At 65.7% G+C, this 10,674-nt stretch carries 13 protein-coding genes and 2 pseudogenes; 8 read left to right on the forward strand and 7 right to left on the reverse strand.

Annotated elements, in window-relative coordinates; all coding sequences use genetic code 11:
- Window positions 1–388: aminotransferase class I/II-fold pyridoxal phosphate-dependent enzyme (locus IC50_RS23765; protein WP_157461044.1), on the reverse strand; the 388-nt coding region annotated here is incomplete at its 3' end.
- A 652-nt stretch (window positions 389–1,040) separates the two neighbouring features.
- On the opposite strand from IC50_RS23765, the gene IC50_RS23770 reads away from it, so the two are divergent.
- The 6 genes and pseudogenes from IC50_RS23770 to IC50_RS23790 all read left to right on the forward strand — a co-directional run bounded on the left by IC50_RS23770 (window position 1,041) and on the right by IC50_RS23790 (window position 5,015).
- Window positions 1,041–1,691, forward strand: coding sequence for a glutathione S-transferase family protein (locus tag IC50_RS23770; RefSeq protein WP_035710398.1), 651 nt, complete (start codon window positions 1,041–1,043; stop codon window positions 1,689–1,691).
- 157 nt (window positions 1,692–1,848) lie between these two features.
- On the forward strand, window positions 1,849–2,025 hold the full coding sequence (locus tag IC50_RS42565) for a hypothetical protein (RefSeq protein WP_193374147.1): 177 nt from the start codon (window positions 1,849–1,851) through the stop codon (window positions 2,023–2,025).
- A gap of 70 nt (window positions 2,026–2,095) precedes the next feature.
- Entirely contained in the window at window positions 2,096–2,254 is a 159-nt protein-coding gene (locus tag IC50_RS42570; RefSeq protein WP_035710399.1) for a hypothetical protein, read from the forward strand.
- Window positions 2,255–2,382: 128 nt separating this feature from the next.
- Window positions 2,383–3,195 (forward strand): PAS-domain containing protein, encoded by an 813-nt coding sequence (locus tag IC50_RS23780; protein ID WP_035710400.1) that lies wholly within the window; start codon window positions 2,383–2,385, stop codon window positions 3,193–3,195.
- A gap of 215 nt (window positions 3,196–3,410) precedes the next feature.
- Window positions 3,411–3,866, forward strand: a complete 456-nt coding sequence (locus IC50_RS23785) for a GNAT family N-acetyltransferase (RefSeq protein ID WP_035710402.1) — start codon at window positions 3,411–3,413, stop codon at window positions 3,864–3,866.
- Between the two features lie 256 nt (window positions 3,867–4,122).
- Window positions 4,123–5,015, forward strand: a pseudogene (locus IC50_RS23790) (aldo/keto reductase).
- Between the two features lie 13 nt (window positions 5,016–5,028).
- On the opposite strand, the gene IC50_RS23795 reads toward IC50_RS23790, so the two are convergent.
- The 3 genes from IC50_RS23795 to IC50_RS23805 all read right to left on the reverse strand — a co-directional run bounded on the left by IC50_RS23795 (window position 5,029) and on the right by IC50_RS23805 (window position 8,150).
- Entirely contained in the window at window positions 5,029–5,352 is a 324-nt protein-coding gene (locus IC50_RS23795) for an antibiotic biosynthesis monooxygenase family protein (protein ID WP_035710403.1), read from the reverse strand.
- A 111-nt stretch (window positions 5,353–5,463) separates the two neighbouring features.
- Window positions 5,464–6,684 carry a DUF1501 domain-containing protein gene (locus IC50_RS23800; protein ID WP_440588144.1) on the reverse strand — a complete coding sequence of 407 codons (1,221 nt, stop codon included), beginning with the start codon at window positions 6,682–6,684 and terminating at the stop codon, window positions 5,464–5,466.
- Entirely contained in the window at window positions 6,684–8,150 is a 1,467-nt protein-coding gene (locus IC50_RS23805; RefSeq protein ID WP_035710404.1) for a DUF1800 domain-containing protein, read from the reverse strand. Before IC50_RS23805 ends, IC50_RS23800 begins: the two co-directional genes overlap by 1 nt.
- A gap of 113 nt (window positions 8,151–8,263) precedes the next feature.
- On the opposite strand from IC50_RS23805, the gene IC50_RS43230 reads away from it, so the two are divergent.
- Window positions 8,264–8,461 carry a cysteine-rich CWC family protein gene (locus IC50_RS43230; protein WP_035710405.1) on the forward strand — a complete coding sequence of 66 codons (198 nt, stop codon included), beginning with the start codon at window positions 8,264–8,266 and terminating at the stop codon, window positions 8,459–8,461.
- A 91-nt stretch (window positions 8,462–8,552) separates the two neighbouring features.
- Here the strand turns inward: IC50_RS43230 and IC50_RS23815 are convergent, their stop codons facing one another.
- The 3 genes from IC50_RS23815 to IC50_RS23825 form a co-directional block, all read right to left on the reverse strand.
- Window positions 8,553–9,251 (reverse strand): glutathione S-transferase family protein, encoded by a 699-nt coding sequence (locus tag IC50_RS23815; protein WP_035710414.1) that lies wholly within the window; start codon window positions 9,249–9,251, stop codon window positions 8,553–8,555.
- Window positions 9,252–9,374: 123 nt separating this feature from the next.
- Window positions 9,375–9,605 carry a hypothetical protein gene (locus tag IC50_RS23820; protein WP_035710406.1) on the reverse strand — a complete coding sequence of 77 codons (231 nt, stop codon included), beginning with the start codon at window positions 9,603–9,605 and terminating at the stop codon, window positions 9,375–9,377.
- Complete coding sequence (locus IC50_RS23825) at window positions 9,602–10,381, reverse strand: sulfite exporter TauE/SafE family protein (RefSeq protein WP_035710409.1); 780 nt, start codon at window positions 10,379–10,381, stop codon at window positions 9,602–9,604. The genes IC50_RS23820 and IC50_RS23825 overlap by 4 nt, the downstream gene beginning before the upstream one ends.
- Between IC50_RS23825 and IC50_RS43235 the strand changes: the two are divergent.
- Window positions 10,371–10,674 (forward strand): annotated as a pseudogene (locus IC50_RS43235) (LysR family transcriptional regulator); the annotation flags it as partial. The gene IC50_RS23825 and the pseudogene IC50_RS43235 sit on opposite strands and share 11 nt — an antisense overlap.

The following is a 10,674-nucleotide window of genomic DNA, read 5'->3' on the forward strand; positions in this document are numbered from 1 at the left end:
CAGGGTAGCTGACCCAATAGGGCGCGGGAATGATCACCTCGTCGCCCGGATTGATGGTCGCCATCAGCGCGTTGTAGAGCACCTGCTTGCCGCCGGTGCCGACGATGATCTGGTTCGGCTTGTAGGCGACGCCGTTCTCGCGCTGAAACTTGGCGATGATGGCTTCCTTCAGCTCGGGGATGCCGTCCACCGCGGTGTACTTGGTCTTGCCGGCCTCGATGGCGCGGATCGCCGCCAGCTTGATGTTGGCGGGCGTGTCGAAGTCGGGCTCGCCGGCACCGAGGCCAATGACGTTGCGCCCCGCCGCTTTCAGCGCGCGTGCTTTATCCGTGACCGCGATGGTCGCGGACGGCTTCACACGGTCGAGCGCAGCGGCAAGGAAGGACATCATCATCTCCTGGCGAGCGTCGTGAAGCCTTTCGCCTCACGACTCCATTTGTGGGAATGAGGCACCCTAAAACGTGTGCCGCTGCGCCGCAAGAAACTTCAGCCCGATCTCGGAAAAGTTTACGGTATCGCGCGGTTCGAGGGCATGATTCACCGCAATATTCCGCAACTTTGCCGCCCAAAACCCCTCATATCCGGCAAGGCTTGTCCTCGGAGCAATTCTGGTTGCTCGACGGGCGGTCCGTCATGCCCGGGCTTGCCGCCTCCGCCGACGCTTCGCCGGCTCGACACTGGGCAGCCCCGGCAAAGCTCGGCGCAGCCAGGTCCCGGCATCCGCGTCCTTCGCACCACGTGGCAAGACGGGATGGCCGGAACGAAGCCCGGCCACGACGATGCCGAAGCTTCGGTGCCCAACCTAAATCGCCGAACCGTTTCACACCGATGCGCAGCGCGATGCGTCCGCGCGTTGACGCAAGTGTGAACTGAATTGCATCGTCGCGCGGAAATGATCTTCCGCAGCATTGCAGTGCGGTAGGGTTTTCGAGTTTTTCTATTGGCCGGCTCTTGCGGCGGATTCGCATCGGCATCATTGTTTAGCCGCCTTGTGGGGCAACGAACGCCGCGTCTTCCCGTCCTCGGATTCGAACTGCAGAATGTACAAGCTCTATTCGATGCAACGCTCGGGCAACAGCTACAAGGTCCGCCTTGCGCTGGCGCTGCTCAACCTGCCTTACGAAGCGGTGGAGGTGGACATTCTGCGTGGCGAGAGCCGCACGCCGGACTTTCTGAGCAAGAACCCGTCCGGGCAGGTGCCGCTGCTCGAGGTCGGCGCGGACCGCTATCTCGCCGAATCCAATGCCATCCTCTGGTACGTCGCCGTCGGCACGCCGCTCGCGCCGGAGAACCGCATCGACCGCGCCGAGGCGCTGCAATGGATGTTCTTCGAGCAGCACGCGCTCGAGCCGAACATCGGCGCCGCCTATTTCTGGCTGTCGCTGGTCAAGGGCGGCCGCGATCTCCAGACCCATTCGCTGGAGGACTGGATGGAGCGCGGCTATGGCGCGCTCCAGGTCATGGAGAACCATCTCAAGACCAACGCCTATTTCGCCGCGCGCCAGCTCACGGTCGCCGACATCGCGCTATACGGCTACACTCACCTCGCCGAACGCTGCGATTTCGACCTTTCGACCTTCCCGGCGATCCGCGACTGGCTCAAGCGCGTGGAAGCTGCGCCCGGCTTCGTGGCGATGGACTGGCGCCCGGCCGATATCGACGACCCCGCCAGCATCGCGGCGGGCGCCTGACTGGACGGTCCCGCTCCAGCAAATAGCGGGCATAAGGGTCGTCCTTGCCGCAATCTTGCCGCTTTAGGCGCGACGGCCGCCGCAATGTTGCCCGTTGAAACGGGGAAATTGTCCCGCGTCGCGGGTGATTCGCCCGCGTGTTGAGGGATTTAGACCCATGATTCGGGCGTCCGGCACGGCAGGCTTTCAGGGCCAACCCGCCACCGTCGCGTCTTCCCGGCTGACCAACGCGGTCGCGGCCTCGCTCGCTGTCGCCGCGCTCTCGCTGTGCCTGATCGTCACCCTGACGGTACTGTCGACCAGGGCGACCATGGCGATGGGCCTGCCGATCTGATTCCCGCTTCATCCTCGACCAGCCTTCAAGGCGCGCGGCCCGCGCCAACCGGCATTGCGACAGGACGTCGATGAAGTCACCTGTGGTCGTCGTTGCAATCACCCTGGCTGCGGCCATCCTGGTCGCGGCGTCGCTGCTGATCATCGTCGGCACGCGCAAGGGCGCGGGAACGTCAACGATGAATGCGCCCACTTCGGAACAGCGCGTCGAGCACGCGCACATGGTCTAAAATCATCCGAAAGGTTTGCGCTTCGCCGCAACCGCCCATTAAGCGCTCCGCGCGAAATCGCATTGTATTGGCGCAACGATCAGTCAGTGTTGCGGCGTTGCCACGTTCGGGAGGAGCGAGACTGGCTCATGCGGCTCGGATGGCGTGCGATCTCCGGACCGGTGCTGACGGCGGCGACCTTGCTGCTGGCGATGCTGTTCGATCGCTTCATCCCTACTCCCTCCCCCGCGCCGCTGCTGGTCTGCATCGTGGCGCTGGCCGGTGCGCTGTCGGGTCTCGCCTCCGCCATGACCAGCGCCGCCGTCGCGGTCACCGGCGCGGCGCTGCTGTTCCTCGATCGCCATGGCGTCTCAGGCTATGGCGCTGCGGACCTCGTCCGGCTCGGCCTGCTCGCGATGACCGCCGCGGGCACCGCGGGCATCACCGGCCTGATGCGCGAGCGGCTGCTCGACACATTCGCAGCCGAGCGCCGGAGCCACGCCACGGCAACGCGGCTGTCGGCCGCCCTCGACCAGGTCGATATCGGCATCGTGCTGCTGGATGCCGAGACCCGGGCCGAGTTCATCAACCGCGCGTTCCGCGATTATTTCGCTGTGCCGGACGAGATTGCCGAAAGCAAGCCGCCCTTCATCGCGCTGATGTATCACGGCCGCGACACAGGCGCGTTCGAACTGCCGGAGGACGAGCTTGGCACCTTCATCGCGCAACGCATGGAGATGGTGCGGGTCGGCGATGCGACGCCGATCAATATCAAATTGCGCAACGGCGAGGTGCTGCGCTTCGTCTGCACCGCGCTGCCCGACGGTGGGCGCATGCTGAGCTACACCCCGGTGACCGACCTCGTGCGCCACACCGACGCGCCGTCACGCGCCGATTACTACCGCTCGCTGCGCGACACGACCAACCGCAAGCTGAGCCGGTATCTGCGCGTCGCGGAGTGACCGGTCCGGCCCTGTGGTTCGAGACGCGCCGCGAGCGGCGCTCCTCGCCACGAGGGTCCAGGATTTCGCGCAGCGAGACCTTCCTGAGGAGTTCGCCAAAGGCGGGCGGCTCGAAGGGGCCGCACGAAGACATTCTCCAGACATGCCGGCATCGCAATTGATCGGTGCGCCCTTCATCACGTATGAAGGGCGCTTCACCGATTCCGGAAGCTCACATGTCACTCACCATTCGCGCTGTCACCAGGCAGGACTACGATCAATGGCTGCCGCTTTGGGACGGCTATAACGCCTTCTACGGCCGCTCCGGTCCGACCGCGCTCGCGGGCGAGATCACGCGCATGACGTGGCAGCGCTTCTTCGATGCCTATGAACCGATGCATGCGCTGGTGGCCGAGGACGACGGCCGCCTGCTCGGGCTGACGCACTATCTGTTTCATCGCAGCACCACCGCGATCGAGCCGTCCTGCTATCTGCAGGACCTGTTCACGCGCGAGGCCGCGCGCGGCAAGGGCGTCGCCTCGGCGCTGATCCATGGCGTCTATGAGCGGGCAAGGCTCGCGGGATCGCCGCGGGTGTACTGGCAGACGCATGAGACCAATCTCACGGCGCAGCGCCTGTACGACAAGGTCGCAGAACGGTCCGGCTTCATCGTCTATCGCAAGATCTTCTGAGTCCTGCACCCCGGAGTCCTGTGGATAACTCCGCCTGTCATCCGCGCGTAACATGGCAAGGCTACGCTGCACCTGCGTCTGGTCAGGCCCCCGTCACCGATCAAGCGCCCCAAAGCGGTCCCCGTCAGTCGCCGCGTCTGACAGGGGCCGCATTTTTTTGTCCGCGATTGTCTGCATGGCAGCAGCGCATGCATCAGCTTGCTGATGCGGCGCACGCTGGTCACAATATGCCGCTGCTCATGTGACGGGATCTCCCATGGAAATTCGCAATCTCGGCGCCTCCGGCCTTCGCGTGTCTGCGGTCGGGCTCGGCTGCAACAATTTCGGCCAGCGCACGGATCTGGAGACCTCGCGCAAGGTGATCCATCGCGCGCTCGATCTCGGCATCACGCTGTTCGACACCGCGGACATCTATGCCGGCATGGGCGGCTCGGAGACGGTGCTCGGCACCGTGCTCGGCGACCGCCGCAAGGACATCGTGCTCGCCACCAAATATGCCAAGCCGATGGCGACCGACGGCACCAGGCAGGGCGCCTCGCGCCGCTACATCATGGACGCCGTCGAGGCCAGCTTGAAGCGGCTCAAGACCGACTACATCGACCTCTACCAGCAGCACGATTACGACCCGTTGACTCCGATGGAGGAGACGCTGCGCGCGCTCGACGATCTGATCCGGCAGGGCAAGGTGCGCTACATCGGCAATTCCAACTTCCCGGCCTGGCGCATCGCGGAAGCCGAATTCACCGCACGCGCGATGAACGTCAGCCGCTTCGTCTCCTGCCAGGACGAATACTCATTGCTGGTTCGCGACATCGAGAAGGACCTGCTGCCGGCGGCGCAGGAGTACAAGCTCGGCCTGTTGCCATTCTTCCCGCTCGCGAGCGGCCTGCTCACAGGCAAGTATCAGCGCGGCGCGGTGGCGCCCGCGGACACTCGCTTTGCCAAGGCGCCGGCGCTGCGCGACCGCTACGTCACGCCGCGCAACGAGGACATGGTCGAGCAGCTCCAGGCCTTCGCCAAGGCGCACGGCCATTCGATGCTGGAACTCGCCTTCTCCTGGCTGGCCGCGCGCCCGCAAGTATCAAGGCGATCACCTGGAAGCTCAGCGCGGATGAGATGGCGGAGATCGACAGGATCACTCTGGGCTGACCTCTGCGGCGCGCTACTTCGCGCCGCGACCGACCGTCTGCACCACCTCGAAGCCCTCGAACTGGGGATGGCCGAGATAAAGCGGCTTGTTGTCCCCGGCCCGGTGATGCGCCGCGCGAAACGCCTCCGATTTGGTCCAGGCCTCGAACGCGGCATGGTTCGCCCACACGGTGTGCGAAGCGTACAGCGTGTGGTCCTCGAGCTCGGGTCCCCGCAGCAGATGGAATTCGACGAAGCCCGGCACCTTGTCGAGATGGGTATCGCGCGAAAGCCAGACCTGCTCGAAAGCGGCCTCGGAGCCCTTGGCGACGCGGAAGCGGTTCATGGCGATGTACATGGGGGGTCTCTCCTGATGCTTGCACCATTATCTCGTCATTGCGGGATGCGCCGCAAGGCCAGGCGCAATTTGCGCATAAGAGTTCGCTTCGCGCGCCCCAATGACGGCTAACTAAGCCACCAGTCCATTCAACGGCCTGGCGCCTGCACTATCCGGAAACACCGTCTCCGCCAGCACGCGATCGGACAGGCCGAACTGGTCCTGCAGCACGCCCTTGATGACCGAGCGCAGGTCGGTCGTCGGCTTGAGATCGCGGGCATCGTGGAGGTTGGCGAGCTTGAGGCCAGGCCAGTCGGCGATGACGCGGCCGCCTTTCACCGCGCCGCCGGCGAGCAGCGCGATCGTTCCCGTGCCGTGATCGGTGCCGTCGGTGCCGTTGATCCGCACGGTGCGGCCGAATTCGGTGGCGATGACGACGACGGTGTAGCGCCAGCGGTCGCCGAGGCCGGTTTCGAACTCGGCGAGCGCGCCGTCGAGGCCGCCGAGCAGGAAGGCGAGACGCCCCACAGGGCCGCCTTCGTTGGCATGCGTGTCCCAGCCGTCGAAGGCGAGCGCGGCGATGCGCGGGCCGTCATCGGCCGCCATCAGTTTTGCGGCGCCGCGCCCCGCTTGGCGCATCTGTGCGACGGCGTTGCCGCGCTTCGCTTTCATGTCGTCGCCGGCTGCGGCCTTGTCGAGCTGGAGGCCTTGCGACAACGCCGTCGCCAGCGCGGGATCGCGGTGGCGGTAGAGCTCGGCGAGGCGCATCGCGGTGTCGTCATCCGCCTGTGGCAGCGCCACCGGCGCCCAGCCGACGGTGGGCGCGCTGCCGCGCAGCACCAGCGGCGTGGTGGGGCCGACCGCAAGGCCGCTCGACACGCGCTCGCCACGCGGCAGCGCCTCCAGCGCGCGGTTGAGCCAGCCGGACTGCACGCGGCCCGGGCCGGCATAACCGCTTTCAAGCACGTCCTGCCCATCGAAATGCGAGCGATCGCGATAGGGTGTCGCCACCGCATGGATCACTGCGGCATGCCTGTCCCTGTACATGCGCGCAAATTCCGGCATCGCCGGATGCAGCGCGAAGAAGGAATCGAGCATGATCGCGGGATGCGCGCCATCCGCGGCGAGCGCGATAGATCCGTGCAGGCCGGCATAGTCAGGGTCGCCGATCGGCGCGACGGTCGAGAGCCCGTCCAGCGCGCCGCGCAGGATCACCACGATCAGTCGCGGATCGCGTCCATCGGCGGCGCGGGCGAATTTCGGCAGGTAGGCCCAGGCTGCAAAGGAGGCGCCACCGAGCAGCAGGCCGCGGCGCGAGGTGAGGAGCCGGTTCTCGACGCAGTCGATCATCATCATCTCCTCTGCATTTCCGGCGACATCAACAGCAGCGCCAGCGCCTGCTGTCGCGACTCCGCGCGTTCGATGGTTTTGCGCGTTTCGATCGAGGCCGCGTCGGCAGCGGCAAATTCCAGCAAGTCGAGCGGATCGATGTTGTTGCCGAGCCGCGCGCCGATCTGCGCCGCGATGTCGAGCCTGAGCTTGATGCCTTCAGGCGCGGCCCAGGCCGCATTGGTGTCGGGAAAGCCGTTGGGGCCCGGCGGCGACCATAGCGGCTGGCCAAGCAGGTTGAGGCCGTTGAGATAGCGGCTCGGGTCTTCCGGCACGCGCGCGAGCAGCCGGCCGCTCGCAACCAGGAAATCGTAGGGCGAGCGCATCTTGGTCAGCGGCGCCTTCCAGGCCTCGTCGGAATCGACCAGCGTGGTCGCCATCACCTTGAGATCGCCGTCGGTCTTGACGAAGGCGTCGCGCAGGCGCACAACGAGCGCGGGCGGCGGATCATCTGCGACGAAGTGACGGACGAATTTGGCGGCGATGAAATTCGCGGTCGACGGATGCCGCGCGAGGTCCGCGAGCGCGGCTTCGCCCTGCGCGAGCCCGGCGGCCTCGTAGGTCTTGCCGAGCAGGGCTTGCGGCCCGGGCTGATGCGCATTGACGTTGAAGACGAAGGAGCCGGGGGGCCCTAGCTGCCCCTTCCGGCCGGCAAAGGTCCAGCCGGTGATGATGCGCGCGAGCGAGGTGACGTCGCCTTGGGTGTAGCCGCCGCCGACGCCGAGCGTATGCAGCTCCATGATCTCGCGCGCGAGGTTTTCGTTCAGCCCGCGCTTGCGGTTTTGCCCCGCGCGCGAATCCGGGCCGAGCGATTGCTGGTTGTCGAGAAAGAACAGCATCGCTGGATGCTGCTCCACCGCCTTCAGCATGTCGGCGAAGCGCCCGAGCACATGCGGCCTGATCGCCTCGCGCTCGAACGCGCCGGCCCAGATCCGCACCAACTCGCCCTTGCCGGCGGAGATGCAGAAATGGTTGGACCAGAACGCGACGAGCCGCTCGGTGAAGCCGCACTCGGTCAGCGTCGCGCGCTGCAACCGCGCCAGCGCTTCGGCGCGAAACGTCTTTTGAATCACGTTGAGCGGCTGCCCTGACGGCTTTGCGGCCGGCGGTGTTGCCGCGTTGGGCTGCATGGCGTCCGGCCTTGCCGTCTTGTCCGCGGGCTTCGCCTCCGCCATCTCGCTCGCGATCTCCTTCGCAGCCTCGCGGGCCTGTTTGACCTGGTCCTGATAGGCAAAGACGGCCTGGCCGAGTTGCGGCGTCGATTGCAGTCCGGGCGCTTCCAGCAGCACGCCGTTGGGACGCGCAAGCTCCGCCTTCACGAAGCCGCGCGGGTCGGAGCTTGCGTTGATGAGATCGCCCGAAGCGCCGCCGCGGGCGCCGAAGCCAAAGCGGTTGAGCGCGACGAGAGCGGCTTGCGTATCGCGGGCCATCGGTCTGTCCTTCGCGCGTTGGAGCCGCTTTGCTGATACGTGCGCGGCGCGTAATATACCGCAGCGACAGATGAACCCGACATGAAAATGACGGCGAAGCTTCGGCGGAGATCATGACAAATCCGAAACAATCCGCATTGCAGGAACCACGCCGCCTCGCCTGCTCCCGCTGCGGCACCGAGTTCGGCTGCGACCTCTCGGGCACGTGCTGGTGCGCGGAGGAGACGGCAAAGCTGCCGATGCCGCTCGCGGGTGAGGATTGCTTGTGCCGGGAATGTTTGAGGAAAGCGGCGGCGGAGGCCGTGTCGTAGGGTGGGCAAAGCGAAGCGTGCCCACGCTTTTTTTTGGCGATCGAGCGAGATGGTGGGCACGGCGCTTTGCGCCTTTGCTCACCCTACGAAGCTACACCGCAAATCCCGGCGACTTCCGCGCCATGCCGTCGAACGCGTCGAGCAGCTTCTCGCACCAGCCATGGATCGGATCGTCCGCCTCCAGCAGCTTGAACGGGCTGACCACGCGCGCCCACTGAAAACCGCCGAACACGATGTAGTCGGCATAGTTCGGCGCGCTGCCGCCGATATAGGGCTGCTTCTTCAAGGTCTGCCGCATCACCTCCAGCGACTTGCGGAACGCGACGACGCCGGTGTCGCGGCTCGCCATGACATCTTCCAGGCTCTTGCCGCCGAAGCGTGCCTCGCGCGACTTGCGGAAATAGGCGGCGTCGACCTCGGCAAGGTTCTTCGGGATGTCGGCGACGATCAGCGGAAAGATGCCGCCGACGATGGCGATGTCGCCGAAGGCATTGATCATGCGCGCCATGGCGCGGCCGCCCTCGCCGCCGAACAGCGACGGACGATCCGGAAAATTGTCTTCCAGATAATTCGCGATCGTCCAGGAATCGACCACGGGCCTGTCATCGTGCAACAGCACCGGAACCTTGTCCGAGCCGTGCGGCTGAAGCGTGCTCTTCTCGGTGAAGCGCCAGGGCAGCGACTCCGCCGACAGTCCCTTGTGCGCCAGCGCCATCCGCGTGCGCCAGCAATACGGACTGAAAGGACGCGAAGCGTCGATGCCGACGAGTTCGTAAAGTCTGAGTGACATGCAAGGGGCCTCCGAGTATTCCGTCATTGCGAGCGACGCGAAGCAATCCGGACTGCCGCCGCAGAGACATTCTGGATTGCTTCGCTGACGCTCGCAATGACGATGTGGAGACGGAAGTGCGTATCAGCGGCCGTTCGTGCGCAGCAGCCTCTCGCCGTCCTCAGTCACCGCGATGACCGGCCCGAGGCCGGCAAGCGTCTCGCGGGCGACGTAGCCGCGATCCGCGGCGTCTTCCCAGATGGTGAGGCGCGGGCACGAGGTCTTCCAGGTCGCGATCACCTCGGCATAGGCGCGCGGCTCGCGCGCGACCCATTCGACGAAGTCCAGCACCAGCGGATCGGCCGTCTCGCTCATTGCAGACCTCCCTTGTCGAAGGCGGCCAGCACTGGTGTGCGAACCATGAGCCAGCCGCCATAGGCGATGTAGTAGCAGGCGATGGTGGTGATCAGCTTGTTGGACCAGGCGATGAATTGCTGGTCGGTCATGGCTTCGAGGATGCGCCGCGCCAGCGTGGTGCCGAGCATGGAGGCTGCAATCGCGACGCCGGCGAGCACGGGATCGAGGCTCGCGGCCTGGTCGATGATGCCGCCGAAATAGACCAGCTTGGTGAAATGGCTGACGACCTGGCACATCGCCTTGGTCGCGACCTTCTCGCGCCGGCCGAAATCGCCGCCGAGGAAGAAGGTGTCGAGCAGCGGGCCGGAGACGCCGGTCATCAGCATCAGGCCCATGCAGATCGTGCCATAGACCGTGCCCTGCCAGAGACGGTCGGGATCCGGCTTGATGTTCGCAGGCAGCAGCCGCGCCATGAACGGCGTGGCGCCCAGCATCAGCAGCGCGACCGGCTTGTCCGGCACGTAGCGGGTGAGCGACCAGGCCGCGAGCGCGACGGCAGCGCCGACCATATAGTTCGCGACCGGCCGCCAGCGGATATGCGCCCGCCACAGGAACGCGCGCCAGCCGTTCGAGGCCATCTGCGTGATCGCATGCAGCACCATCGCGGTCGGAAGCGGCATCAAGGCCAGGAGCACGCCGATCAGGATCAGCCCGCCCGCCATGCCGAACAGCCCCGACAGGAACGCGGTGGCCACCATCAGCAATCCAAGGGCCGCGATCATGATGGGCGTCACGGAAGATTCTCCTGTGGGGCGTAGGGGATGCGGGCTGTTTCACTTCCTCTCCCCGCAAGCGGAGAGAGGCGAAGAGCCGAGTGCTCGAAAATCAGCACGAATTGCGTTGACATCTCTGCCTCGCTTGCCCCCTCTCCGCAAACTGAGTTATCTTGGCCTGGCATCAGCTTTCCTGAGGGTCGGACATTTGCGGCGGCTGCTGTTTCTCAACGGCATCAAGGCGTTCGAGGCGGCGGCGCGGACCGGCAGCTTTGCCGCGGCCGGGCTGGAGCTGAGCGTGTCGGCGGCCGCCG

This window comes from Bradyrhizobium genomosp. I (2014), assembly GCF_000261685.1.
Classification (GTDB): domain Bacteria; phylum Pseudomonadota; class Alphaproteobacteria; order Rhizobiales; family Xanthobacteraceae; genus Bradyrhizobium.